This window comes from Streptomyces sp. NPDC001904 (genome assembly GCF_040297005.1).
Classification (GTDB): Bacteria; Actinomycetota; Actinomycetes; order Streptomycetales; family Streptomycetaceae; genus Streptomyces.
Window position 1 is genome coordinate 115,215 of sequence record NZ_JBEOYI010000004.1, and the last position, 24,304, is coordinate 139,518.

The window sequence follows — 24,304 nt, forward strand, 5'->3', positions numbered from 1 at the left end:
CGGTAGTTCAAGGGCGAACGACGTTAGGAACCCCCTTCATGCTGACGATCCTCGGATTCGTCATGATCGCCACCTTCCTGGTGCTGATCATGATGAAGAAGGTGTCGCCGATCGCGGCGCTCGTGCTCATCCCGGCGCTGTTCTGCGTCCTGGTGGGCAAGGGAGCCCACCTCGGTGACTACGTCATCGCCGGCATCGGCGACCTGGCCCCCACCGCCGCCATGCTGATGTTCGCGATCGTCTACTTCGGCGTGATGATCGACGTCGGTCTCTTCGACCCGATCGTGCGCGCCATCCTGAAGTTCGCGAAGGCCGACCCGGTCCGCATCGTCGTCGGCACCGCCGTGCTCGCCGCGATCGTCTCCCTGGACGGCGACGGCTCCACCACGTTCATGATCACTGTCTCGGCGATGTACCCGCTGTACAAGCGCCTGAAGATGAGCCTGGTCGTGATGACCGGCGTCGCGGCGACCGCCAACGGCGTCATGAACACCCTGCCCTGGGGCGGCCCGACCGCCCGCGCGGCGACGGCCCTCAAGCTCAACGCCACCGACATCTTCGTCCCGATGATCCCCGCGCTCGGCGTCGGCCTGCTCTTCGTCCTCGTCCTCGCGTACGTCCTGGGCCGCCGCGAGCGCAAGCGCCTCGGCCACCTCTCCCTCGACGCCCTCGACCGGGTCACCGAGACCGTGACTGAGACCGTGACCGAGACGGCCGACGAGAAGGTCCTCGTGGGCGCCGGTGCGGGCACGGGCACCGGCACCGGCGGCGGCGACCGCTCCGCCGGCGCCGCACCCTCGTTCCGGAACGAGGACGGCGAGACGTTCACCGGCCTCGACCCCCACCGCCCCACCCTGCGGCCGAAGCTCTACTGGTTCAACGCGCTGCTCACGGTCGTCCTGCTGACCGCCATGATCATGGAGCTGCTGCCGATCCCGGTCCTGTTCATCCTGGCGGCGGCGCTCGCCCTCACCGTCAACTACCCGCACATGCCCGACCAGAAGGCCCGCATCGGCGCCCACGCCGAGAACGTCCTCAACGTCTCCGGCATGGTCTTCGCCGCCGCCGTCTTCACCGGCGTCCTCCAGGGCACCGGCATGGTCGACCACATGGCGAAGTGGGTCGTCGGCGGCATCCCCGACTGGATGGGCCCGCACATGGCCCTGGTCACCGGCGTCCTCTCCATCCCCTTCACCTACTTCATGTCGAACGACGGCTTCTACTTCGGCATCGTGCCGGTCCTCGCCGAGGCCGGGAACGCGCACGGCGTCTCCACCCTGGAGATCGCCCGCGCCTCCCTCGTCGGCCAGCCGCTGCACATGTCCAGCCCGCTCGTCCCGGCCGTGTACGTGCTCGTCGGCATGGCGAAGGTCGAGTTCGGCGACCACACCAGGTTCACCGTGAAATGGGCCGCGCTGACCGCGCTCGTCGTCCTCGGCGCCGGTCTGCTCCTCGGGATCGTGTGACCGACGGATGAGCCGTACCTGGCTGCTGCGCCTCGTCATCGCCTTCAGCTTCGCGCAGGGGGCGGTGTCGATGGCGCGTCCCGCCGTCTCCTACCGGGCGCTCGCCCTCGGCGCCGACGAACGCGCCGTCGGCGTCATCGCGGGCGTCTACGCGCTGCTTCCGCTGTTCGCCGCCGTGCCGCTCGGCCGCCGCACCGACCACGGCCGCTGCGCCCCGCTGCTACCGGCCGGGGTGGTCCTCATCGCGGGCGGGTGTGCGCTCAGCGGCACCGCGAACTCCCTTGCCGGGATGGCCGCGTGGAGCGGTGTGATGGGCCTCGGCCACCTCTGCTTCGTCATCGGCGCCCAGTCGATCGTGGCCCGTCAGTCGGCCCCCGACGAACAGGACCGCAATTTCGGCCACTTCACGATCGGCGCCTCGCTCGGCCAGCTCGTCGGGCCGATCGCGGCGGGCGCGGTGATCGACGGCGCCGACATGGACGGCACCAGCGCGCTGGCCCTGCTGATCTCGGCGGCCGTCTGCGCGTTCGCCCTCACCTCCCTGTGGCGCATCGAGGCCCGCCGCACGGGGTCCGGCTCGCGTACGGGGACGAGCGCGCCCCGGGTGCCGGTGCACCGCATCCTGCGCACCCGGGGTGTTCCCGGCGGCATCTTCATCAGCCTCGCCGTGCTGTCGGCCACCGACATCCTCACGGCGTACCTGCCGGTGGTCGGCGAGCACCGGGGCATCGCGCCCGCCGTGGTCGGGGTGCTGCTGAGCCTGCGGGCGGGTGCCACCATCGCCTGCCGCCTGGTCATGACGCCGCTCATCGTCTGGCTGGGCCGCGCGCTGCTGATCACGTCGACGTGTCTGCTGGCGGCGCTGCTGTGCGCGGCGATCGCCCTTCCGGTGCCGGTCTGGGCGCTGGCGGTGATCCTGGTGCTGCTGGGGTTCTGCCTGGGCGTGGGCCAGCCGCTCTCCATGACGACGGTCGTCCAGGCCGCCCCGCCGGACGCCCGCTCCACGGCCCTGGCCCTCCGCCTGACCGGCAACCGGCTGGGCCAGGTGGCGGCGCCGGCCTCGGCCGGAGTCGTCGCGGGGGTGGCCGGCACGGCGGCGCCGTTCGTGATGCTGGGCGGCCTGCTCCTCGTCGCGGCCGGCCTTGGCCTGCGCGGGGGGACTCCGTCCCGTCTGCCGAGTCCCGTTCGGGGTGGGCCGCGGGTGCGTCGTGGCGGGTCGCGCAGTTCCCCGCGCCCCTGAAGGCCGCAGGCCTCAGCCCCCACCGGCCGTCAGCTGCTCGACGACCGACAACCCGGCCGGATACGGCAACCCCCGTGCCAGCTCGGCCACGCCGTCCAGTACGCCGCCCCCGGCGACGGCGAGCACGACACCGGCATCCACCTCGGCGAGCCGCTCCCCGCTCGCGCGAGCCCGCTCCACCTCGGCCCCGGCAATCCGACGGGCCGCCGCGGGCCGCCCGTCCAGCAGATGCGCCCACGCGGCGAGCACCGGCGCCTCGGCGTCCGACACCAGCGCGGGCACCCGGCCGGGCGCACCCTCCCGCAGCGCCAGTTCGGCACGGGCGCTGCGGACCTCGAAACGGGCCTGCCGGTCCATGCCCACGGCCCGCTCGGCCCGGTCGAGCAGCGGCACCGCCGCCCCCGTGCCACCGGTGCGCATCCGGACCCGGGCCAGCGCGGCCAGCGCATAGGGAAGCGACCACGTGGCATCGCCGTCGACCCCCGCGACGGCCGCCTCGGCCAGCTCCCGGGCGGCGTCGAGCTCCCCCAGAAGAAGCCGGAGTTCGGCCAGATTGGCCCGCTCGAAGGCGGCCGCCGTCGGATCCCCCGACTCCTCGGCGAGCCCCAGCGCCCGCAGCCCGGTGCCGACGGCGTCCCGCAGCCGCCCCTCGCGCCGCGCGTTCTCCCGCAGCACCGACAGCACGGCGCCGAGCAGCGCCGAGTCCCCGTACGACTCGGCCGGCGCGAGCGCCCGGTCGGCGGCGGCGCGGGCCTCCTGGAAGCGTCCGGCGAGCGCCAGATTGGTGGCCTGCCCCGCGTGGCAGCGGGCCTGCAGCCCCTGGCCGGTGAGGCCGGGCACCCGCAGCGCGGCGGTGAGGGCCTGCCGGGCGGCCTCGTACCCGTCCGCGTACCGGCCCTGCACACCGAGGGCGACCCCGAGGGCGAGGCCGTGGGTGGCGGCCGGTTCGGGTCCGGTCCCCGCGCCCGGCGGGTGGGCGTTCAGCACGTCGAGGCCCGCCTCCGGGGTCTCGGCCTTGACGAGGGTCTCGGCGAGCCGGGCCGCCGCGAGCACGGTGTCGTCGTGGTCGCCCCGCCGTACGAACTCGGCGAGCGCGAGCCGCAGGACGTCCGCCGCCTGCGCGAAGTGCCCCATGCGGCGCAGGACCTGGGCGTGGCCGAGGCGGGCGCGGGCGGCGTCCACGTCGAGCCGGGCGACCAGGTCGCGGTAGTAGCGGTCGGCGGTGTCGTTGGCGTAGACGGAGGCGGCCCGCTCGGCGGCCCGGCGCAGATACTCGGCCGCGCGGGGGTCGTCGGCGCGCGCGAAGTGCGAGGCGAGCGTGTCGACGGCGTCGGGGCGGCGGCGCAGCACGGTCTGCGCGAACGCGGCGTGGAGCCGGCGGCGGCGGACGACCGTGAGCTGTTCGTAGCAGGTGAGCCGGACCAGCGGATGCCGGAAGGCGAGTCCCGCCTCGGCCCGTCCCGCGACCACCACCTGCCGCTCCTCGACCACGGCGGCGCCGATGGCGTCCTCCAGCGCGGCCACCGCCTCCACGGGCGGCCGCAGCCCGTGCTCGGCGACGTCGAGCAGTTCGCTCAGCGCGACCTCGCCGCCCGCGACGGCGATCGCCTCCACCACCCGGCGGGTGTCCAGGCCGAGCCGCCCGAGCCGCTCGCCCACCAACTGCCGTACGCCGTCGGGCGCTTCGTCGCCGACCGGCCCGCGGGCGAGTTCGAGGGCGAAGAGCGGGTTGCCGAGGGAGAGTTCCCAGACCCGGTCGAGGCGCTCGGCCGGGGCGCCGGCGTCGCGGATCACGGCCAGGCAGGCGTCGCGGCCGAGCCGCGTGACGTCCTCGCGGGCGGCGAGCCCGGCCCGTCGCAGCGCGGCCAGGGCGGACCGGCGCGGGTCGCCCTCGGGCAGCTCCTCCTCGCGGTACGTCACCAGGAACCGCAGTGCCGTCACCCGCCGTGCCAGATGGCTCAGCAACTGGAACGAGCCCTCGTCGGCGGCGTGCAGATCGTCGAGGACGACCAGGACCGGGCGGGCGGCGGCGAGTTCGCCGAGCAGCGCGCCCGCCGCCCGGAACAGCCGGTCCCGCTCCTCCTCGGGGCCGCGCTCACCACCGGCCCCGACCCGCCCCAACGACGGCAGGAAAGCGGCCAGTTCGGGATACTCGGCGCCCACCCGGGCCCGCTCCCCGGCGTCCCACTCGGCGAGCCAGCCGTCGAGGGCCTCGGCGAACGCCCCGTACGGGGTGTGTCCCTCGGCGTCGTGCCCGCCGCCCCACAGCACGGCGGTCCCGGCCGCGGCGGCCCGCCGTGCCGCCTCACCGGCCAGGCTCGTCTTGCCGACGCCCGCCTCGCCGGTGAGCAGGGTGACCTGCGGTCCTTCGGCGGCGAGCAGCCGGTGGATAACGTTGTCACGGCCGTGCAGCGGCCCGGCGGCAGGCGCCCGCAGCGGGGCGGGCAGCGACGGCGGCGTCAGCGCGGGGGCGGGCGAGTCGGTCAGCGCGAGCCGGTGCAGCCGCTCGGTCTCCGGCCCCGGGCGCACGCCCAGTTCGGCGTCGAGCGCCGCCCGGCACTCGTGGTACTGGCGCACCGCGAGGCGCCGCAGCCCCTGGCGCAGGTACGCCTCCATCAGGATCCGGTGGGCGGCCTCCTGCGCCGGGCCCGCGGCCAGGATCCGCTCGGCCGCGGTGACCGCGTCGGCGAGGGAACCCTGCGCCATGTGCGCGGCGGCGAGCGCGAGCTGCACCTCCTCGCGCAGGACGACCAGCTGATCGCGCCGCGCCTGGGCCCAGTGCGCGTACCGGTCCTCGGGGAGCAGGTCGCCGGTGAACAGGCCGAGGGCGGCGGCGAGTCGTCCGGGGTCCCGGGTGGCGAGCGCGGCCCGCGCCGCCTCCTCGGCCTCGTCGGCGTCGATCCGTACGGTGGCCGGATCGAGGCGCAGCAGGGCGCCGTCGGATATCAGGTACGAGGAGCTGGCCCGGGGCGCGAGTTCGGGTTCGAGGGCGCGGCGCGCGGCGTGCAGGGCGACCCGCAGGCTGCCGGTCGCGGAGTGCCGGTCGGCGTCCGGCCAGCAGATGTCCATGGCCTGTTCGCGGTGGAGCCGGTGGTCGGGGACGACGGCGAGCAGCTTCACCAGGGTCCGGGCGCTGGGGCGCGGCCAGCGTTCGGCCGGTGCCGGGCCGCCGTCGCGCGTCGCCGTGAAACCGCCGAAAAGGTGCAGACGCAGCAGGGGAGTGGCCGCATGGGTCCGGTCCGTCCGCTGCTCGTTCATGAGGGCGCAACTGTAACCGAGCGAACCGAGAACCCCCTGGGCGAGGCCCAGGGGGTTCCGGCCGGTAAGGCTACGGCTCAGGTCACGACAGCTTGTACGCCGTCATCTGGTGGATGGCGTAGCTGCCCGAGTAGTACCCGCCACCGAACAGACCGGTCACCCGGTCACGGCCGCCGAGGTCCTCGTTCAGGGACAGCACCTCGTCGACGCCGTCCCCGTCGAGATCGCCCGAGAAGTAGCCGTGGGCGCCCATGAGGGTGGGGATCTGACCGACGGACGGGGCCCAGGAGTCCTCGGAGTCGAGGATGCTCGGGTCCCACAGGTACAGGCCGCCGTCCACACCGGCGCCCAGCAGCTCACGCCCGCCGGGTCCGGTCAGGAAGCCGCCGCCGAACGACGTCGGGAAGACGCCCTGCTGGGTGTCGTCGCCGTTCGCGCGGAACCGCCGGAACGAGGCCACCCCGCCTTCGTACAGCGCCCCGTCCTTGGCGAAGAAGCTGTTGTGCGTCCACAGGCCGCCGGAGACCCAGGTGTGCAGCACCTCGCCGGTGCGGCCGTCGCGGATCTCGAACACGTTCTGCGTGCCGATCACGGTGGCACCGTCGATCTTGATGGGCGCGTCGACGGCCCACGTGTAGACCACCGCGTGCCCATCGGCGTACGGGATCTCCTTGGAGGCGAACACGCCCTGGTTCGGGATGACGGTGCGGATCCCGCTGGAAGAGCCCTCCGGGGCCTTCGGAGCGGCCGACCAGCGGGTCTTGCCGGTCTTGGCGTTCAGCGCGACCGCGTTCGTCACCGGCGTGGTCAGTTCGATCGCGTCGGCGCTCGCGTACGAGGCGTACACCCGGCCGTCGTTCACCGACGGATCGGCGAACTGCACGTCGCCGGCGGCCGCCGGGGCCTTGTACGTCCAGAGGGCGTGGCCGTCGCCGTAGTAGGCGCGCAGTGCGTCGGTCGGGACGAGGATGTCCTGCCCGCCGTCGCCGTCGAGGTCGGCCAGAGTCACCGTGCGGACGTACTGGCCGCCGCCGTCGATCGTGGCGAGCGTCCTGCCCGTCCTGCCGTTGAGGACGACCGTGGCGGTGTCGGCCGCGACGACGATCTCGTCCTTGCCGTCGCCGTTGACGTCACCGGTCTCGATGTCGTGGACCGCGCCGGGCAGGGTGGCCTGCCAGAGCTTCTCGGGCTTGGCGCCGTTGACGAGCGACGGTCCCGAGTACGCCCACAGGCCGTTCGACGAGCCGCCCACGATCAGGTCGTTCTTGCCGTCCTTGTTCAGGTCGGCGCTCTGGGCGTGCGAGATGTCGCCCTGCAGCGGTGTGACGCTCTCCGCCTTGCCGTTGGCGAGCTTGAACGTCCGGATGTTCTCCGCCGGGTCGATCAGGCGCAGGTGCGTGCCCGCGGCGTCGCTGTAGGTGTCCTGGTACATCGCCGTGCCGGCGACGCCCCTGGACTGCCACGTGACGTCGCCCTTGCCGGAGAACACGGTCAGCGACGCGTAGCGGGTGCCGCCCCGGTTGTCGGGCAGGTCGAACTTGTCGTTCTCCTGACCGGCCATGATCAGCTTGCCGTCGGCCACCGACAGGCCGAAGGTGTTCGCCCCGTTGTTGCCGTCGCCGTCGCTCCGCTTGATCGTGTTCGACCACCGGAGCGTGTCCGCGCTGTCGCCGCCCACGACGCGCACGGTGCTGGCGTTGACGAAGTAGTTCTCGTCGAACGAGGACTCCGCGACCGCGTACTCGTCGCCGGCCCTGCCGCCGAGGTCACCGACCGCCAGCGCGGTGGGGACCACGTTGTCGCGGCTCTGCAGGGTGGCGCGGTGACCGGTCTTCAGGTCGTACGAGGCGACCTCGTAGCGCACCGCGTCCGTGGCGTCGGACTGCTCGAGGGCGACGATCCGCTTGCGGCCGGCGTCCAGCCGCATCTTGCGGTTGTACAGCATGCTGTCGGTCTGCCAGGTGACGGAGCCGTCGGCCGTGTCGAGCACGAGCGTGCGGCCGCGGGCGTCGACGCCGTCGTACTTGTCCAGGTTCCAGGAGACGACGACCTTGCCCTTGCCCAGGTCCTGGATGTCGCCCCAGTTCGCGTACCGGGCTTCCTCGGAGTCGTACGTCCACGTGGCGGCCGGGGTCAGCCTGCCGTCCGAGCCGGACGTGAAGCGCATGCCCGTCAGGGTGAGCGTCGCGTCGGCCGGGACCTTCGCGTCGCCGCTCATCCGGGGCGCGTCGGCGACCAGCAGGGTGCCGTCGACGATCTTCACCATGGAGGCGTGGTTGTACAGCTTCGACCAGACAGTGGTGCCCGTCCTGCCGTCGAGGACCGTCACGAACGTGCCGCTGGTCAGCGGCGAGCCCGGCGAGCTGAAGGCCCGCGGGTACGGTGACGTGCCGACCTGCGCCGAGAACACCAGGTCCGGCACGCCGTCGCCGGTCAGGTCGCCGGCCGAGTACCCGGAGTCCGAGTTGGGCGCGAAGGGCGAGACCGCGTTGTAGCCCATGAGGATCTGCGCCGGGTAGGGCTCGGTCCGCCACGGCTGGAGCGGCTTGACCTGCCAGTCCGGATAGAACGAGCTGCTGGTGCGCTCCCACTTCGTACTGCCGTCGGCGGCGTGGAGCTGCACGTAGCCCATGCTGTTGACGGAGTAGTAGTCGCCCTTCTTGCCGACCGCGACCGTGGCACCCATGCCGCGCACGCCTTCCAGCGTGGACTTCGCGGTCAGGGTGACCTTGGTGTTCGGGTCGACGCCGGCGGCGGCCTTCGCTGCGGCCTCCTTGGAGGCGTCGCCCTTCGAAGCGGCGTCCGTCGACGCGGAGCCGCCGTCCTTCGCCGTGCCCGTGGAGTTCTCGGCGGTGTCCTCGGCCGAGACCCACGGGTCGAGGCTGACGTTGGCGGCGGCCTTCTTCGCCTCGGCGCCGGTCAGCTTCATCACCGAACCGCTGTCGCCGTCGGCGGCCAGGGCCTGCGGCACGGCGGTCAGGCACAGACCGGCCGCGACCAGACCGGAGGCGAGCGCCAGGGCCCGCCGCGAGTGGTGGGCTCTCATCACTTGGCTCCCTGCGTGAAGCGGACGGCGGTGCCGTCGGCGATCACGGACTGGTTGTAGGAGTACTGGAGGGCGTCGGTGCCGGACTGGTCGGCGATGCCGACGGTGGCGCCCGCGCCCTTGTCGGCGACCGACTGGTACTGCAGGGTCACGGCGCCGGAGGCCTCGTCGAAGACGGCCTCGAAGGTGGCGCGGCCCGATGTGCCGTTCGCGTAGGCGGCGTTGTTCCACACGATGGCGAACGTGCGGCTGCCCTTGGTACCCGTGGTGGCCGTCTGCACGGAGGACTTCTTGTCGAGCGTCAGGTCGTCCCACAGCGGGGCGATGATGCCCTTGACGCCGTTCGCACCGGTGGTCGGCAGCGCGGTGTTGCCGTAGTCGCCGACGCGCGAGGACAGGAAGTTGACCAGGCCGTCGGTGGTGACCGAGGCGGAGGAGTACGAGACGCCGTACAGCTTCACCGAGAAGGGCAGCGCGACCGGGGCGGAGTCCTCGTCACCGGTCAGGGAGACCTTCTTGGAGCCCGCGATCCACGAATAGGCGGCCGGGGCGCAGGAGTTGCCCGAGTTGTCGGTGCGGTTCGGGACCTGGACGTTCTTGGTCAGGTCGGCCGAGGCGACGGTGGTGGTGCCGTTGTAGACGCCGTTGCACAGGACCGGCGCGGCCGGCGTCACCGAGAGGTCGTACGAGCCCTCGGCGACCTTGGCGAAGGTGTACTTGCCCTTGGCGTTCGTGGTCACGGCGTCCAGCGGCGAACCGTTCATCTGGACCGTCGCGCCCGGCAGGGCCTTGCCGGTGACGTCGAGAACGGTGCCCGTGACGGCGTGCTGCGAGACGGCGGTGAGCGCGATGTCCTGGGTCAGCGGAGTGCCGGCGATCACCTCGACGCCGGAGAGCGTCCTGGCCGCGTAGCCGTACTTGTCGATCGTGAAGTCGTACGTGCCCGGGACCAGCGCCACCTTGTACGTGCCCTCGGGGCCCGTGGTCACCTGGTGGTCGCCGTCCGCGCCGGTGGCCTTGACGGTGATGTCGGAGAGGGGCGCGCCCGTGTCCTTGTCGGTGATCTTCCCGGTGACGTAGACGGCGTTGCGCGGGGCCTTGGTGACGGAGGCGAGGATGTCGAGCTTGCCCTCGCCCCAGACGTTGTTCATGCCGGCGGTGCCGCCGCAGTGCGTGTCGTCCACGTCGCGGGCACCCTCTCCGAGGAGCTTGCGCGTCTCGTCGATGTTGCTGATCAGCGACGGGGCGGCCGACCAGAGCAGGGCGACCGCGCCGGCGACGTGCGGCGTCGCCATCGACGTACCGTCGATGGTGTTGTACGCGTCACCCGGCCACGCCGAGGTGATGTCGACGCCCGGCGCCGAGATGTTCGGCTTGGCCGAGCCGTCCACGGGGGAGGGGCCGAAGCCGGAGAAACCGGCGATCGTGCCGGTGGAGTCGTACGCGCCGACGCCGTACGACGTGTCCTGCGCGCCGGGCGCGCGGGTGGTCGAGCAGGTCGTGCCGTTGCCGTCGTTGCCCGCGGCGAAGGCCTCGAAGATGCCCGCGGCGTTCCAGGCCTCGACGATGTCCTTGTAGAACGTCGTGACGCCGCCGCCCCACGAGTTGTTGACGATGTTCGGCGCGAGGTCCGGGCGCGGGTTCTGCCCGTTGTGGTCGGTCGGCGCGAGGATCCACTGGCCGGCGGCGAGCGTGTCCTCGTCGCGGCACTCGCCCTGCGGTCCCGCGCACGCCTTGGCGGCCATCCACTTCGCGTTCGGCGCGACACCGATGCCGTTCTTGCCGACCATCGTGCCCATCGTGTGGGTGCCGTGGCCGTTGTCGTCGCACGGCGTGCTGCTGGTGTCGCAGGTGCCGGTGGCGTCGTAGAAGTTGTAGTCGTTCGTGAACGTGCCGTCGCCGTTGTTGCCACGGTAGTTGCCGACGAGGTCCGGGTGGGTGGAGTCCACACCGGAGTCGACGCTGGCGACGACGATGCCCTCGCCGCGGTCCTTGTACTGGTCCCAGACCTGGTCGGCCTTGATGTCGGAGACGCCCCAGTCGGGGGTGGCGTCGCTGACGGCGTCGCCGTCAGCGGTCGTCCGCGAGGCGGTGACCTCGGCGTCGGACGTCTCGATCTTGTCGAGCCGGTACGTCTGCGACTTGACGATGTCCTTGACGTCCGCGCGCATCGCGAGCTTCTCGACGAGGGACTTGTCGCCGGTGACCTGGACGGCGTTGGCGATCCAGTAGTCCTTGTGTCCGACCTTCTCCTTGTCGAGGAAGGCCGTGAGCGACTTCTGGCTGTCCTCGGCGTTCGTCCGCAGCGCCTTGTACGCGGCCTTGGCGGCCTTCGCGTGCGTGCGCTGCTTCTTGGCGGTCGTCAGGTCGGCCCGGTCCTTGAGGACGACGTAGAACGTCGCGTCGCCGCCCTTGGCGACGGCGCTGCTCAGCGACGAGTCGATCTTCGCCGCGGTGGCGGCGGACGGGGTGTCGGCGGCGACGGCCGGCATGACGCCGGCGGCCAGAGCGGTCGCGGTGAACGCGGCCGCCGCCCATGCGGCGGTTCTGCGCCGGGGCGGTCGGGGCAGGTGCATCGGGGGTGCTCCTCCGGGAACGGTACGGGGGAGTTCGCACGCTAGAAAGGTGCCGTTACTGAGGAATTACTGACGGCGTGACGGGGGTCTCCGGCGGGTCCCTGGCGCCGGAAAACTATCACCGCTAGTTTGGGGTGCAGGACGACCGGCAGCGCAGTCAGTACGGAGGAGAGCCATGAAGGCCCACGACGGGATGTACATCGGCGGAGAGTGGCGCGCCGCCGCCGGCGGCGAGACGATCGCCGTCGTCAACCCGGCCGACGAGACGGTGATCGGCCACGTCCCCGCGGGCACCGTCGAGGACGTGGACGCCGCCGTGCGCGCCGCCCGCGCCGCCTTCCCGGCCTGGGCCGCGACGGCCCCCGCCGAGCGCGCCGCGAAGATCGCCGCGCTGCGCGACGTGCTCGTGGCGCGCAAGGACGAGGTCGCGGAGACGGTCACCGCCGAGCTGGGCGCCCCGCTGCCGTTCTCGCAGACGGTGCACGCCGGCGTGCCGATCCTCGTGTCGGGTTCGTACGCGGAGCTGGCCGCCTCGTACCCCTTCGAGGAGAAGGTCGGGAACTCCACCGTCCACTCCGAGCCGGTCGGTGTCGTCGGCGCGATCACGCCCTGGAACTACCCGCTCCACCAGATCGTCGCGAAGGTCGCCCCGGCGCTCGCGGCCGGTTGCACGGTCGTGCTGAAGCCGGCCGAGGACACCCCGCTGACCGCCCAGCTGTTCGCCGAGGCGATCGACGAGGCGGGCATCCCGGCGGGCGTCTTCAACCTCGTCACCGGTATCGGCGCGGTCGCGGGTCAGGCCCTGGCCGAGCACGAGGGCGTCGACCTGGTCTCCTTCACCGGCTCGACGGCGGTCGGCCGGCAGATCGGCGCGACCGCGGGCGCCGCCGTCAAGCGCGTCGCCCTGGAGCTGGGCGGCAAGTCGGCGAACGTCATCCTGCCGAGCGCCGACCTCGCCAAGGCCGTGAACGTCGGCATCGCCAACGTCATGGGCAACTCCGGCCAGACGTGCAGCGCCTGGACCCGCATGCTCGTGCACACGGACCAGTACGACGAGGCCGTGGAGCTCGCGGGCGCCGCTGCCGCCAAGTACGGCGACCGCATCGGCCCGCTCGTCAACGCCAAGCAGCGGGCGCGGGTTCGCGGCTACATCGAGAAGGGCGTCGAGGAGGGCGCGCGCCTCGTCGTCGGCGGCACCGAAACCCCGCACGAGAAGGGCTACTTCGTCGCCCCGACCGTCTTCGCGGACGTCACGCCCGAGATGACCATCGCGCAGGAGGAGATCTTCGGCCCGGTCGTCTCGATCATCCGGTACGAGGACGAGGACGATGCCCTGCGCATCGCCAACGGCACCGTGTACGGGCTCGCGGGCGCGGTCTGGGCCGGCGACGAGGCGGAGGCCGTCGCCTTCGCGCGCCGCATGGACACCGGTCAGGTCGACATCAACGGCGGCCGCTTCAACCCCCTCGCCCCGTTCGGCGGTTACAAGCAGTCGGGGGTCGGGCGCGAGCTGGGTTCGCACGGCCTGGCCGAGTACCTCCAGACCAAGTCCCTCCAGTTCTAGTCAGGGAGTTCGCACCGTCATGGTTCGCGCCGCAGTACTGCCCGCCGTCGGCTCCCCGCTGGAGATCGCCGACATCGACCTGCCCGAGCCGGGGCCCGGCCGGGTCCGCATCAGGCTCGCCGCCGCCGGGGTCTGCCACTCCGACCTGTCCCTGACCGACGGCACGATGCGCGTGCCGGTCCCCGCGGTCCTCGGCCACGAGGGCGCGGGCACCGTCGTCTCCGTCGGCGAGGGCGTCACGCACGTCGCGCCCGGCGACGCCGTGGTACTCAACTGGGCGCCTTCGTGCGGCAGTTGTCACGCCTGCTCGCTCGGCGAGGTCTGGCTGTGCGCCAACGCGCTGGCGGGCGCGGGCGACGTCTACGCGAAGCGCGCGTCGGACGGCTCCGACCTGCACCCCGGTCTGAACGTCGCGGCGTTCGCGGAGGAGACGGTCGTCGCCGCGAACACCGTGCTGCCGGTCCCGGACGGCGTCCCGCTCACGGACGCGGCCCTGCTGGGGTGTGCCGTGCTGACCGGCTACGGCGCGATCCACCACTCGGCACGCGTCCGTGAAGGCGAGACCGTCGCGGTGTACGGCGTCGGCGGTGTCGGCCTCGCCACGATCCAGTCCGCGCGCATCGCGGGCGCCTCGAAGATCATCGCGGTCGATGTCTCCCCGGAGAAGGAGGAGTTGGCGCGGTCGGCCGGTGCCACGGACTACGTCGTCGCCTCCGAGAACACCGCCCGCGAGATCCGTGGCCTGACCGGCAAGCAGGGCGTGGACGTGGCCGTCGAGTGCGTCGGCCGCGCGGTGACGATCCGTACGGCCTGGGAGTCCACCCGCCGCGGCGGCCGCACCACGGTCGTCGGCATCGGCGGCAAGGACCAGCAGGTCACCTTCAACGCCCTGGAGATCTTCCACTGGGGCCGCACCCTGTCCGGCTGCGTCTACGGCAACTCCAACCCGGCCGAGGACCTGCCGGTGCTCGCGGAGCACATCCGCGCGGGCCGCCTCGACCTCGGCGCCCTGGTCACCGAACACATCACCCTGAACGACATCCCGTCCGCCTTCGACAACATGCTCGCGGGCAAGGGGGGCCGGGCGCTGGTGGTGTTCTAGGCACTGCGGCGGCCCGCCTCCGAGGGGGCGCGCCGCCGGGTTCACCTGCCGGTCACGCGAAGCAGCCGCTGCTCTCGACCGCCACGGCCACCTTGGTCACGGTGTGCGTCTCCTCGATGTACTCACCCGGAGCCACGGCGATCCTGGACTCCGCGCTGACGCAGTACATCAACGACGTCTCGTTCGTGATGCTCGTGACCTCGGTGGGGCTGTCGAAGGTGTACGACGTCCCCTGGGGGATCAACACGTTGCCCGACGGGTTGGCCTCGGTGGGCTCCACGGTGACGCAGACGTAGCCGGTGATGATGCAGTTGGAGGACGAGGCGGACTGGATGCCGGCGGCGCTCGCCGCGCCCGTGCCGAAGGCCGCCAGGGCGGTCATGGTGGCGCCGACCAGAGCCGCGCGCAGGGCGTTGTGTCGCAACATGGTGAATCCCCTGAGTAGGTGGGCACAGCTTGTGGCCGTGCGGGCCGAACCTCTCCGTACGAGCGGGAGTTGCCCGTGGCCAGTGAGGAAGTCGGACCCTAGGCAGGCCCAGTTACTGAGGCGTTACTGGTCAACTCCGGTCGGTGCGGCCAGCCGGGGGAACGACCGTGCCGCCGCCACGAACACCAGCGTCGTCAGCACGAACGGCCAGGTGAACGCCGTCGCCCCGAACGCCGGTGCCGCAGCCGTCGCCACCATGGCCCCGGCCAGCGCGTACGGCAGCGTCCGCGGGCCCGCCGCCAGGAACACCCCGCACAGCGCGAGGGCGACGAGCGCGCCGTTGTAGCCGCCGATCCCGTCCGCGAGACGCTCGGCGGGCATGCCCAGGGCCCACGCCGTGGCCATTCCGACGGCGTTCCCGAGACAGGCCACCCCGGCCACGCGGGCCCCCGCCACCAGCAGTCCGGCGAGCACGAAAGCGCCCACGTACCACTGCGGCAGCAGGAAGATCTGCCCGAACCCGGCGAGGAACCCCCGTGCGGTGTCGCCGAGTGGGAGCGCCCGGCTGCCGTCCGCCACCTCCGTGACCGGCCCGGCGCGCCGCGCGAGCGTGATCGCGCTCGCCACCACGCAGAACGGCAGCGTCAGCGCCGGCAGCCCCCACGTGCCGAACGCCCGTCCCGCCGCGGCGGTCACCACGGTCGCCGCGGCGCAGCCCAGCAGGGCGACGAGGGCCGTCGACGCCCGGGTGCCGCCGAGCAGCACGGCGCAACTCACTGCGACGAGGCAGGAGTTGAACCCCTCCATGCCCTGGGCGAGCCGTTCCTCGTCCACGCCGAGCAGCCACGCCCCCGCGGTGCCGAGGGCGGCGCCGCCGATGCCGTACAGCGCGTACTGCCAGCCCGCGGCGAGCAGCGCCGTGGCGAACAGGGTCCCGGTCAGTGCTCGGGGCAGGAAGGTCACCTGTCCCATGCCGCGCAGGACGCGCAGCGCGAATTGCCTGCAATCAGCTGCCCTGTTGTGTCCGACTTCGGGGCGAATCGAGGCCCCCGCCATCTGCGCCATCCGCCGCTCCCCTGTTACGACGATGTTTCCTCACCCGGCGGATGGACTGTACAGGGGTGAAGCGACCGGAGCTCGCCCTCAGGGGCGCGGGGAACTGTGCGACCGGCCACGACGAAAGCCGCACCCGCCCAACCACCTCACCCGGCGGACGAGACCGCGTACTGCACCGAAAGTCCGTCGAGCAGCGCCGTGAGCCCGGTCTCGAAGGCCCGGTCGTCGATCAACTCCTGCTTGTCGGCCAGGAGATGGGCCTGCCCGAGATGCGGATAGTCGGCGGGATCGTACGCGGCCTCGTCGTCCACGAAGCCCCCCGCGAACGACCCCAGCGCGGACCCCATCACGAAGTACCGCATGAGCGCCCCGATGGACGTGGCCTGGGCGGCGGGCCACCCCGCGTCCACCATCGACCCGAACACGGCGTCCGCGAGCCGCAGACCGGCGGGCCGCCGGCCCGGCCCCTGGGCCAGCACGGGAACGATGTTCGGATGCTCGCGCAGCGCCGCCCGGTACGAGACGGCCCAGTCGTGCAGCGCCGTGCGCCAGTCCCGCTCGTCGCCCGCGTCGAACATCGACAGATCGACCTGCGCGCTCACCGAGTCGGCGACCGCCTCCAGGATCTGGTCCTTGGTCCTGAAGTGGTTGTAGAGGGACGGCCCGCTCACTCCGAGCTCGGCCGCGAGCCGCCGCGTGGAGACGGCGGCGAGCCCCTCGGCGTCGACGAGGGCGCGGGCCGCGTCGACGATGCGGTCTCGGCTGAGGAGGGGCTTGCGCGGTCGGGCCATGGCGCACATAGTAGGGCTGTCCCCTTAAAACTAGCAGTGCTAATTTAAAGAGAGAGTCGGCCATGAATCTGGAGCTGAACGAGGAGCAGACGGCCGTCCGCCGGCTCGCCGAGGACTTCGTGGACCGCGAGATCACACCGAACGTCGTGGCGTGGGACCGCGCGGAGGAAGTCGACCGCGCGATCGTGAAGAAGCTCGGCGAGGTCGGCTTCCTGGGGCTGACGATCGACGAGGAGTACGGCGGCTCCGGCGGCGACCACCTCGCGTACTGCTTGGTCACGGAGGAGCTGGGGCGCGGCGACTCGTCGGTGCGCGGCATCGTCTCCGTCTCCCTCGGGCTGGTCACGAAGCCGATCCAGCAGTGGGCGAACGAGGAGCAGAAGCGGTACTGGCTGCCCCGGCTCACCGCGGGCGACGCGCTCGGCTGCTTCGGCCTGACCGAGCCCGGCCACGGCTCGAACCCGGCCGAGCTCCGGACGAAGGCCGTCCGTGACGACGCCACCGGCGAGTACGTCATCAACGGCACCAAGATCTTCATCACCAACGGCACCTGGGCCGACGTCGTCCTGCTCTTCGCCCGCACCAACGACACCCCGGGCCACAAGGGCATCTCCGCGTTCCTGGTCCCCACCGACACCCCCGGCCTGACCCGCAACACCATCCACGGCAAGCTCGGCCTGCGCGGCCAGGCGACGGCCGAACTGGTCCTCGAGGACGTCCGGGTCCCGGCGAGCGCCATGATGGGCCCGGAGGGCAAGGGCTTCTCCGTCGCCATGTCCGCCCTCGCCAAGGGCCGGATGTCGGTCGCGGCCGGCTGTGTCGGCATCGCCCAGGCCGCGCTCGACGCCGCCGTCGGCTACGCCAAGGAGCGCGAGCAGTTCGGCAAGCCCATCGCCTCGTACCAGCTGGTGCAGGAGATGATCTCCGACATCGCCCTCGACGTGGACGCCGCCCGCCTGCTGACCTGGCGCGTCGCCGACCTGATCGACCGCGGCGAGGACTTCCAGGTCGCGGCCTCGAAGGCCAAGCTCTTCGCCTCCGAGGCCGCCGTGCGCTGCGCCAACAACGCCCTCCAGGTCTTCGGCGGTTACGGATACATCGACGAGTACCCGGTCGGCAAGCTGCTGCGCGACGCCCGTGTCATGACCCTCTACGAGGGCACCAGCCAGATCCAGAAGCTCATCATCGGCCGTGCGCTGACGGGCGTATCGGCGTTCTGACGCCCGACTGTCTGAGTACGCGGATGAGTACGGGAGCGGATGGGGCTTCGGCCCTGTCCGCTCCATGCTGTGCTCCATGAGTGAGACACCGGTCAAGCAGCAGAACACCACGGCCTACTACGGTCAGGCCATCGCGTCCTTCGCCCTCGCGCTCGGCGCGGTCTCCATCGGGATCTACCGCCTCGACGCCAGTGGCTGGATCAGGGCGTTCCTGGCGATCTCGGTCCTGTACCTGACGACGTCGGCGTTCACCCTCGCCAAGGTGGTCAGAGACCGTCAGGAGGCGGACCAGATCGTCAGCCGCGTCGACAAGGCCCGCATCGACAAGATCCTCGCCGAGCACGACCCGTTCAAGCCGGTCGCCTGAGCCCCGCCGGGCGAAGTCGGCCTAAGCGGCCGCTCACCTCGGGAGGTATGGTGAGGCGCAGCCCCACCGACAGGATGTGAGCGGAGCGATGACGCAGGACGAACGGGTCGACGGCCGGCAGCCCGAAGACATCGACGAGATGCCCTGGGCCGAGGTCACCCCCGACGCCGCCCGGCGCCTGCTCGTCGCCGCGGTCGAGGCCTTCGCCGCGCGCGGCTACCACGCCACGACGACCCGGGACATCGCCGGCCGGGCCGGCATGAGCCCGGCCGCGCTCTACATCCACTACAAGACGAAGGAGGAGCTGCTCCTCCGGATCAGCCGCATCGGCCACGAGAAGGCGCTGCGGATCCTGCGCCGCGCGGCCGACGGCGAGGGCACGCCCACCGAGCGGCTGACCGAGGCGGTGCGCTCCTTCGTGCGCTGGCACGCGGGACACCACACCACCGCGCGCGTGGTCCAGTACGAACTGGACTCCCTCGGCGACGAGCACCGGCCGGAGATCGTGGCGCTGCGCCGCGAGAGCGACGCCGCCGTGCGCGAGATCATCGAGGACGGGGTGGCGGCGGGCGAGTTCCAGGTGCCCGACGTGCCCGGTACGACGGTCGCGATCCTCTCCCTGTGCATCGATGTGGCGCGCTGGTTCAACACCCAGGGCCGCCGGACGCCCGACGAGGTCGGCGCGTTCTACGCCGACCTCGTGCTCAGGATGGTGGGCGCCGCGCCGCGTGCGTAGCACCCACCGGGGCAGTCACAGGTAGTAGCGGGACACCGACTCGGCGACGCAGACCGGCTTGTCGCCGCCGTCCCGCTCCACCGTGAACGCCACCGACACCTGCACACCGCCCGCCACGTCCTCCACGGACGTGATCCTCCCGGTGGCGCGCAGCCGCGAGCCGACCGGGACGGGCGCGGGGAAGCGCACCTTGTTCGTCCCGTAGTTCACGCCCATCTTCACGCCCTCGACGGCGATCAGCTGCGGGCCGAACAGCGGCAGCAGCGACAGCGTCAGATAGCCGTGCGCGATCGTCGTGCCGAACGGCCCGGCCTTCGCCCGCTCCGGGTCCACGTGGATCCACTGGTGGTCACCCGTGGCCTCGGCGAACCGGTCGATGCGGCCCTGCTCGATCTCGACCCAGTCGCTGTGTCCGAGCTGCTCGCCGACGGCGCCCTTCAGCTCGTCGACGTCCTTGAAAACCCGCGGCTCCGCCATGCTGTACATCCTCCATCGCAATGTCTAAGCGCTTGCTCAGCATGCTAACAACGCGGCCGCGCTGCGACTAGGCTCGACCGGGTGCCACAGATCCCGGAGAAGATCCACGAGCTCACCGTCGGACAGGTCGCCGCGCGCAGCGGCGCGGCCGTCTCCGCGCTGCACTTCTACGAGTCCAAGGGCCTGATCACCAGCCGCCGCACCTCCGGCAACCAGCGCCGCTACTCCCGTGACACCCTGCGCCGCGTCGCCTTCATCCGGGCCGCGCAGCGCGTCGGCATCCCCCTCGCGACGATCCGGGAGGCGCTCGCCGAACTCCCCGAGGAGCGCACCCCGACCCAGGAGGACTGGGCGCGCCTGTCGGAGACCTGGCGCTCCGAACTGGACGAGCGGATCACGCAGTTGAGCCGGCTGCGCGACCACCTCACCGACTGTATCGGCTGCGGCTGCCTCTCCCTGGAGAACTGCGTGCTGTCCAACCCGGACGACGTCTTCGGCGAGCGGCTCACGGGGTCGCGTCTGATGGCGGAGCGCCGCTCCCGGCCGTGATCCGGGGGCCCAGCGCCCGGAAGACCGCGCAGAGCACGACCGCCGCGATCGCCCCGGCCGCCACCCCGCTGCCGAACAGGGTGCGGGCCCAGGAGGGCAGGCCCGCGTACATCCCGGGCTCCACGAGGGGCAGCATGCCGACGACCAGCGCCAGCGCGATGACGACGCTGTCCGTGCCGTGCGTGAGATCGGTACGGGAGAGCATCCCGAACCCCATGACGGCGATCACGGCGTAGATGACGAGACCGGCCGCGCCGACCACCGGCTCGGGGAGGGCGGCCAGCACCCGGGTCAGCGGCGTGAGCAGCCCGCACACCACGAGCAGCACCCCGGCCGCCGCCGTCACGAACCGGCTGCGGACGCGCGTGAGCTGGACGATGCCGATGTTCTCGGCGCTGGTCACCATCAGCGACGTACCGAAGACGCCGGAGCCGAGCGAGACCAGCGCGTCGGCGCGGGCGATCCGCGGCACGTCGCGGCCCGGGTCGGGGGTGCGGCCCACGGCCTCGCTGTTGAGCACGGTCTGCCCGGTGGCCTCGGCGAGCGAGGCGAGCGCGAAGACCAGCAGCGGCACGGCGGCGAGCAGGTCGATGTGCGGGGTGCCGTACGGGAAGAGGCCGGGCAGCGCGAAGGTGCCGCCCTGCTCGACGTGCAGCTCGGTGCCGGTCAGCACCGCCACGACCGTGCCGCCGGCCAGGCCGAGCAGCACCGCCATCTGCCGCCACACGCCCCGCAGGACCAGGAAGAAGAAGCCGATCACGCCGAGCGTGGCGAAGCCGAGGCCTGGGCCCGAGGCGACCATCGGGGCGGTCACCTTGATCATGTTGATGCCGATCAGGACGACCGTCGTCCCCATCACCAGGGGCGGGAAGAGGCGGACCAGACGCCCGTAGAACGGCAGGACGCACAGCAGGAAGGCGGCGGCCACCAGGACCGAGCCGGACGCCGTCGCCGGTCCGTACTCCTGCGCGATCTGCAGGAAGATCGCGACGGCGGCGCCGCCCGGCAGCATCAGGAACGGCAGCCGGGCTCCGGCCCGCAGCACCCCCACCCCGAGGGACTGCAGCAGCGCGCCCGCCCCGCACAGCACGAGCGTCGCGCTGAGCAGGGACGCCGTGCGGTCGGGCGACAGCCGCAGCGTCGTCGCGATGAGGATGACGGAGGAGACGGGCGCGGCCACGCCCGCCAGCACGTGCTGGCAGGCGAGGGGGACGAGGCGGCGCAGCGGCAGCCGCTCGTCGACCGCCTCGCTCACGACCGCCGCACTCACCGGTTCAGCCAGGGCAGCTCGGCCGCCGCGTAGCGGTACGAGCGGAACACGGCGTTCGGCTCGGACGGGAAGAGCTTGCGGACCTCCTCCTCGGCGTAGCCGCCGAAGAACGGCACGACGTACTCCCAGCACAGGTAGCCGTCCGCGGTGACCTCGAAGAGCCGGCCCGCGGGGGAGTCGGTGACGAGGGTGTTGCCGTTGGGCAGGCGCTGCGCGCTGCCCATGAACGGCGCGAAGAACGACTCGCGCGCCGGGTCGTGGTACTCCCACGCGATCTTTCCGCTGGTGCGGTCGATCTCGATGACACGGCTGAACGGCACGTCCCAGTGGGGCCGGAACACGCCGTTGTCGAAGACGAGGATGTTGCCGTTCTCCAGCTCGGTCGGGCAGTGCTGCTGCGAGACCGTGCCCGGCTCGGAACGCCAGACGATGTCGCCCGTGGCGCGGTCGATGACGACGACCGCCGACACCGAACGGAAGCTCGCCAGGACGGTGCCGTCGGCGAGCGGGAGCACGCTGTTGATGAGGGGGTAGTGCTCGCGCGCGTAGTCCGGGTGGAGCGGGAACTCGTCCCGGCCGAGGTGCTCGGAGACCTTCCACTCCCAGGTGCGGTTCCCCTCGGCGTCGACCTCGACGATCGTGTCGGCCCAGACGGTGCCGCCGTCCGCCTCCGACCCCGGCACCCCGCCGCGCACCGCGGCCGCGGCCTCCCCGGTCAGCGGCTCCAGGGCGGTGTAGAGGATCCGGCCGTCGCCGTAGTGGTGGGCGTCGTGGTGCTGGAGCGGATCGCGGTGCTCGCGTATCACCGTGCCGTCCGGGGTGATCTCCTGCATCAGGCCGCCGCGGTACTTGTGCCACATGGGGAAGAGTGCGGGCTCGCCGGGCAGCACGCCGTTGTAGGCGAGGTTGCCGTTGGCCAGGATGCGGGCGTGGCGCCCGGGGCGGTGCGGCAGGTTCCACCGGTGCACGACCTCGCCGTGCAGGTCGATCAGATACACCTCGCCGGAGCCGGTCAGCGGGGCGAACAGCGTGTACCCGCCGTACGAGGCCTCCTCGTCCAGGGCGATCAGGCCGGTGCCGCGGCGGCGCCGCTGGTTCTGGTCCACGCGAGCCATGGGGGCTCTCCCTCCGGTGGTTAACCCAGTGGTTAAGTTTTTTAAGTGACGGTGAAGGAGTTAACCACGACGGTAAGGTGCCGGGAACAGCGCGAACGGCGAAGGGGCGTTACAAGTTCATGAACGTGGGACCCGGCATCCGGCGCAGGCGCCGCGCCCTGGAGCTGACCCTGGCCGAGGTGGCCCGGCGGGCCGGGGTCTCCGTGCCCTTCCTCAGTCAGGTGGAGAACGGCCGGTCGCGCCCCAGCATGAGTTCGCTGCAGCGGATCGCCGACGCGCTCGACACCACGGCCGTCGAGATCCTCGCGGCGGCGCAGGAGCCCCGCCCGGTCGACGTCGTACGGGCCGCCGACGGCGCCGCGACCGCCGACGGGACCCGGCCCCTGGTCCGCGGTGCGCAGCGGCTGCACGCGCTGGAGTTCACCGGCGACCACGACTGGGACCGCGAGTACCGGCACCGCGGTGACGAGCTCCTCTACGTCGCTGACGGCGCGGCCGAGGTGGAGGCGGACGGCGTCCGGTACCGCCTGGAGCGCGGCGACACCCTCTACTGCGCGGCCGAACTCCCGCACCGCTGGCGCCCGCTGGAGCCCGGGACGAGGGTCCTGGTGGTCGGAACCACAGCCCCGTAAGGGGAGCGGGGAACCGCACGACCAGCCACGGCGAAGATCGCGGACGCGTCCGCACATCAGCCGACCGGACGCTTCCGCGGATCTGCTACGGCTGGGTGCCGCTCCGGACGGCGGCCTCCACCAACTCCGCGTTGCTCACGGCCCGGTTCCCGTCCGGCAGGACCAGCGTGTCCTCCAGGCCGACCCGGGTCGCGAGCCCGAGGCGCCGCGCGAGCCGGAGCACCGGCCACGCGCCGCCCTCCTCGCCGTGCAGCAGTACGGGCCTGCCGTGCGCCGTTCCGATCGCGTCGAGCAGCTCGGCGGCCGAGGCCCGCGCGGTGGCCGGGTCGGTGTCCGTCACCTCGGCGAGCACCCGCAGCACCCGCCCGGCGAGCGGCGACGCCGCGAACCGCGCGGCGCCGTCCGTGCCGGACCACAGCCCGGCCTCCACGCCCACGCCCCGGTCGAGCAGCGCGGCGGCGACGTCCTCGGCGCCCTCCTCGTGCCAGTTCACGGACGCGTGGTCCGGCAGCGTCGTCCAGGACCGGATCCGCGCCACCCGCGCCGCGGGTTCCGGCTCCGCCCACGCGCCCGTCGTCACCCCGACCGGCACCGCCACCCGGGAGCGGATCGCGTCGAGCGTGGCCGCGACCGCCCGCGGTGACAACGTGTCTTGCCCGCAAGGGGACTTGGGGTGAACATGCACATCCGACGCACCGGCGGCGACGGCCACCGCCGCGGCGTCACCGAGCGCGGCGGGGGACAGCGGGACCACCGCTCCGTCGCCCGCACCGCGGGCACCGTTCAGACACACCTGTACGAACTCCATCCCTGTGATGGTGCCACCGGCCACCGACCACAGCAGCCGAACCGCGACGACGGGGAAGGGCGAAGCGCATGGCATTGGCGATCAGTTCACTGAAGTTCGAGGCCGCCCGCTCGGGCACCCAGAAGATCACGTACGACAGCGACGGCTACCACCTCGTCCGCTTCCCGTACGCGGCGGCCGAGGAGTCCTACGACCCCTGGAACATGCACGCCCCGTCCGCCGGCGGCGGCTCCTCCACGTACCCGGACGCCCGCTCCGGCCTGATCTGGCCGAGCCACGACGGCTGGGGCACCCTGTCCGCGCTCGTCTTCTGGGCGGCGAACGACCGGGCCACCGAGTACCGCGCCCGCTTCGTGCGCGACCCGCTGAACCTGTCCACCGGCTACGACTCGACCGCCACCACCGACATCGCGGCCACCGGCGGCGGCCAGTACCGCTCCTACACCTGGCAGATGTTCGTGCACCCGGGCACCCCGGTCGGCCTGAAGGTCGCGGCCCGCCGCGGCGACACGCATCTCGCGGTGCGGCTCGCGCTGGCCGAGTTCAAGCTGGCGATCGAGACCGAGGTGATCCGCCCCTGAGCTTCCCTTGAAGTACCTATAAT

20 protein-coding genes are annotated in these 24,304 nt (G+C 72.2%); 10 read left to right on the forward strand and 10 right to left on the reverse strand.

Going from position 1 to position 24,304, the window contains the following annotated elements; all coding sequences use genetic code 11:
* The first annotated feature begins 38 nt into the window (after positions 1-38).
* A complete protein-coding gene (locus ABT127_RS07620) occupies positions 39-1,466 on the forward strand; it encodes a CitMHS family transporter (protein ID WP_502971655.1) in 1,428 nt (475 codons plus the stop codon).
* 7 nt (positions 1,467-1,473) lie between these two features.
* The gene (locus ABT127_RS07625; RefSeq protein ID WP_351445638.1) at positions 1,474-2,706 is read left to right on the forward strand and encodes an MFS transporter; all 1,233 of its coding nucleotides are present in this window, start codon (positions 1,474-1,476) and stop codon (positions 2,704-2,706) included.
* Positions 2,707-2,718: 12 nt separating this feature from the next.
* On the opposite strand, the gene ABT127_RS07630 is transcribed toward ABT127_RS07625, so the two are convergent.
* The 3 genes from ABT127_RS07630 to ABT127_RS07640 form a co-directional block, all read right to left on the reverse strand.
* A complete protein-coding gene (locus ABT127_RS07630; RefSeq protein ID WP_351445640.1) occupies positions 2,719-5,964 on the reverse strand; it encodes an ATP-binding protein in 3,246 nt (1,081 codons plus the stop codon).
* An 82-nt stretch (positions 5,965-6,046) separates the two neighbouring features.
* Positions 6,047-9,010 (reverse strand): FG-GAP-like repeat-containing protein, encoded by a 2,964-nt coding sequence (locus tag ABT127_RS07635; protein WP_351445642.1) that lies wholly within the window; start codon positions 9,008-9,010, stop codon positions 6,047-6,049.
* Positions 9,010-11,586 (reverse strand): S8 family serine peptidase, encoded by a 2,577-nt coding sequence (locus ABT127_RS07640; RefSeq protein WP_351445644.1) that lies wholly within the window; start codon positions 11,584-11,586, stop codon positions 9,010-9,012. The genes ABT127_RS07635 and ABT127_RS07640 overlap by 1 nt, the downstream gene beginning before the upstream one ends.
* 175 nt (positions 11,587-11,761) lie before the next feature.
* On the opposite strand from ABT127_RS07640, the gene ABT127_RS07645 reads away from it, so the two are divergent.
* Together ABT127_RS07645 and ABT127_RS07650 are read left to right on the forward strand one after the other, a co-directional pair.
* Positions 11,762-13,150, forward strand: a complete 1,389-nt coding sequence (locus ABT127_RS07645; protein WP_351445646.1) for an aldehyde dehydrogenase family protein — start codon at positions 11,762-11,764, stop codon at positions 13,148-13,150.
* 19 nt (positions 13,151-13,169) lie between these two features.
* The gene (locus ABT127_RS07650; protein ID WP_351445648.1) at positions 13,170-14,252 is read left to right on the forward strand and encodes a Zn-dependent alcohol dehydrogenase; all 1,083 of its coding nucleotides are present in this window, start codon (positions 13,170-13,172) and stop codon (positions 14,250-14,252) included.
* Positions 14,253-14,304: 52 nt separating this feature from the next.
* Here ABT127_RS07650 and ABT127_RS07655 read toward each other — a convergent pair whose 3' ends face one another.
* From ABT127_RS07655 to ABT127_RS07665, 3 genes are all read right to left on the reverse strand, one after another.
* Positions 14,305-14,679, reverse strand: a complete 375-nt coding sequence (locus ABT127_RS07655) for a hypothetical protein (RefSeq protein ID WP_351445650.1) — start codon at positions 14,677-14,679, stop codon at positions 14,305-14,307.
* Positions 14,680-14,802: 123 nt separating this feature from the next.
* The gene (locus tag ABT127_RS07660) at positions 14,803-15,651 is read right to left on the reverse strand and encodes an urea transporter (protein ID WP_351445652.1); all 849 of its coding nucleotides are present in this window, start codon (positions 15,649-15,651) and stop codon (positions 14,803-14,805) included.
* 230 nt (positions 15,652-15,881) lie between these two features.
* Positions 15,882-16,526, reverse strand: a complete 645-nt coding sequence (locus ABT127_RS07665; RefSeq protein ID WP_351445654.1) for a TetR/AcrR family transcriptional regulator — start codon at positions 16,524-16,526, stop codon at positions 15,882-15,884.
* A gap of 62 nt (positions 16,527-16,588) precedes the next feature.
* On the opposite strand from ABT127_RS07665, the gene ABT127_RS07670 reads away from it, so the two are divergent.
* The 3 genes from ABT127_RS07670 to ABT127_RS07680 all read left to right on the forward strand — a co-directional run bounded on the left by ABT127_RS07670 (position 16,589) and on the right by ABT127_RS07680 (position 18,849).
* Positions 16,589-17,746: an acyl-CoA dehydrogenase family protein gene (locus tag ABT127_RS07670; RefSeq protein WP_351445656.1), complete on the forward strand. Its 1,158-nt coding sequence runs from the start codon at positions 16,589-16,591 to the stop codon at positions 17,744-17,746.
* 76 nt (positions 17,747-17,822) lie between these two features.
* A complete protein-coding gene (locus tag ABT127_RS07675) occupies positions 17,823-18,113 on the forward strand; it encodes a YiaA/YiaB family inner membrane protein (protein WP_351445658.1) in 291 nt (96 codons plus the stop codon).
* 88 nt (positions 18,114-18,201) lie between these two features.
* Positions 18,202-18,849 (forward strand): TetR/AcrR family transcriptional regulator, encoded by a 648-nt coding sequence (locus ABT127_RS07680; protein ID WP_351445660.1) that lies wholly within the window; start codon positions 18,202-18,204, stop codon positions 18,847-18,849.
* Positions 18,850-18,864: 15 nt separating this feature from the next.
* On the opposite strand, the gene ABT127_RS07685 is transcribed toward ABT127_RS07680, so the two are convergent.
* Positions 18,865-19,326: a MaoC family dehydratase gene (locus tag ABT127_RS07685; protein WP_351445662.1), complete on the reverse strand. Its 462-nt coding sequence runs from the start codon at positions 19,324-19,326 to the stop codon at positions 18,865-18,867.
* An 81-nt stretch (positions 19,327-19,407) separates the two neighbouring features.
* Between ABT127_RS07685 and soxR the strand changes: the two genes are divergently transcribed.
* The gene (gene soxR / locus ABT127_RS07690) at positions 19,408-19,875 is read left to right on the forward strand and encodes a redox-sensitive transcriptional activator SoxR (RefSeq protein WP_351445664.1); all 468 of its coding nucleotides are present in this window, start codon (positions 19,408-19,410) and stop codon (positions 19,873-19,875) included.
* On the opposite strand, the gene ABT127_RS07695 is transcribed toward soxR, so the two are convergent.
* Together ABT127_RS07695 and ABT127_RS07700 are read right to left on the reverse strand one after the other, a co-directional pair.
* On the reverse strand, positions 19,832-21,145 hold the full coding sequence (locus ABT127_RS07695; protein WP_351445666.1) for a uracil-xanthine permease family protein: 1,314 nt from the start codon (positions 21,143-21,145) through the stop codon (positions 19,832-19,834). The genes soxR and ABT127_RS07695 overlap by 44 nt on opposite strands.
* A complete protein-coding gene (locus ABT127_RS07700; RefSeq protein ID WP_351445668.1) occupies positions 21,142-22,260 on the reverse strand; it encodes an aryl-sulfate sulfotransferase in 1,119 nt (372 codons plus the stop codon). The genes ABT127_RS07695 and ABT127_RS07700 overlap by 4 nt, the downstream gene beginning before the upstream one ends.
* Before the next feature lie 119 nt (positions 22,261-22,379).
* Here ABT127_RS07700 and ABT127_RS07705 point away from each other — a divergent pair, with 119 nt between their 5' ends.
* A complete protein-coding gene (locus ABT127_RS07705; RefSeq protein WP_351445670.1) occupies positions 22,380-22,892 on the forward strand; it encodes a helix-turn-helix domain-containing protein in 513 nt (170 codons plus the stop codon).
* A gap of 85 nt (positions 22,893-22,977) precedes the next feature.
* Here ABT127_RS07705 and ABT127_RS07710 read toward each other — a convergent pair whose 3' ends face one another.
* The gene (locus ABT127_RS07710) at positions 22,978-23,700 is read right to left on the reverse strand and encodes a 3-keto-5-aminohexanoate cleavage protein (RefSeq protein ID WP_351445672.1); all 723 of its coding nucleotides are present in this window, start codon (positions 23,698-23,700) and stop codon (positions 22,978-22,980) included.
* Between the two features lie 68 nt (positions 23,701-23,768).
* Here ABT127_RS07710 and ABT127_RS07715 point away from each other — a divergent pair, with 68 nt between their 5' ends.
* Complete coding sequence (locus tag ABT127_RS07715; RefSeq protein ID WP_351445674.1) at positions 23,769-24,281, forward strand: hypothetical protein; 513 nt, start codon at positions 23,769-23,771, stop codon at positions 24,279-24,281.
* Positions 24,282-24,304 lie beyond the last annotated feature (23 nt).

Excerpts from the sequence above, each read along its gene's own strand:
- ABT127_RS07620 (WP_502971655.1), top strand. The coding sequence starts at position 39 with ATGCTGACGATCCTCGGATTCGTCATGATCGCCACCTTCCTGGTGCTG.
- ABT127_RS07625 (WP_351445638.1), top strand. The coding sequence starts at position 1,474 with ATGAGCCGTACCTGGCTGCTGCGCCTCGTCATCGCCTTCAGCTTCGCG.
- ABT127_RS07630 (WP_351445640.1), bottom strand. The coding sequence starts at position 5,964 with ATGAACGAGCAGCGGACGGACCGGACCCATGCGGCCACTCCCCTGCTG.
- ABT127_RS07635 (WP_351445642.1), bottom strand. The coding sequence starts at position 9,010 with ATGAGAGCCCACCACTCGCGGCGGGCCCTGGCGCTCGCCTCCGGTCTG.
- ABT127_RS07640 (WP_351445644.1), bottom strand. The coding sequence starts at position 11,586 with ATGCACCTGCCCCGACCGCCCCGGCGCAGAACCGCCGCATGGGCGGCG.
- ABT127_RS07645 (WP_351445646.1), top strand. The coding sequence starts at position 11,762 with ATGAAGGCCCACGACGGGATGTACATCGGCGGAGAGTGGCGCGCCGCC.
- ABT127_RS07650 (WP_351445648.1), top strand. The coding sequence starts at position 13,170 with ATGGTTCGCGCCGCAGTACTGCCCGCCGTCGGCTCCCCGCTGGAGATC.
- ABT127_RS07655 (WP_351445650.1), bottom strand. The coding sequence starts at position 14,679 with ATGTTGCGACACAACGCCCTGCGCGCGGCTCTGGTCGGCGCCACCATG.
- ABT127_RS07660 (WP_351445652.1), bottom strand. The coding sequence starts at position 15,651 with ATGGGACAGGTGACCTTCCTGCCCCGAGCACTGACCGGGACCCTGTTC.
- ABT127_RS07665 (WP_351445654.1), bottom strand. The coding sequence starts at position 16,526 with ATGGCCCGACCGCGCAAGCCCCTCCTCAGCCGAGACCGCATCGTCGAC.
- ABT127_RS07670 (WP_351445656.1), top strand. The coding sequence starts at position 16,589 with ATGAATCTGGAGCTGAACGAGGAGCAGACGGCCGTCCGCCGGCTCGCC.
- ABT127_RS07675 (WP_351445658.1), top strand. The coding sequence starts at position 17,823 with ATGAGTGAGACACCGGTCAAGCAGCAGAACACCACGGCCTACTACGGT.
- ABT127_RS07680 (WP_351445660.1), top strand. The coding sequence starts at position 18,202 with ATGACGCAGGACGAACGGGTCGACGGCCGGCAGCCCGAAGACATCGAC.
- ABT127_RS07685 (WP_351445662.1), bottom strand. The coding sequence starts at position 19,326 with ATGGCGGAGCCGCGGGTTTTCAAGGACGTCGACGAGCTGAAGGGCGCC.
- ABT127_RS07700 (WP_351445668.1), bottom strand. The coding sequence starts at position 22,260 with ATGGCTCGCGTGGACCAGAACCAGCGGCGCCGCCGCGGCACCGGCCTG.
- ABT127_RS07705 (WP_351445670.1), top strand. The coding sequence starts at position 22,380 with ATGAACGTGGGACCCGGCATCCGGCGCAGGCGCCGCGCCCTGGAGCTG.
- ABT127_RS07710 (WP_351445672.1), bottom strand. The coding sequence starts at position 23,700 with ATGGAGTTCGTACAGGTGTGTCTGAACGGTGCCCGCGGTGCGGGCGAC.
- ABT127_RS07715 (WP_351445674.1), top strand. The coding sequence starts at position 23,769 with ATGGCATTGGCGATCAGTTCACTGAAGTTCGAGGCCGCCCGCTCGGGC.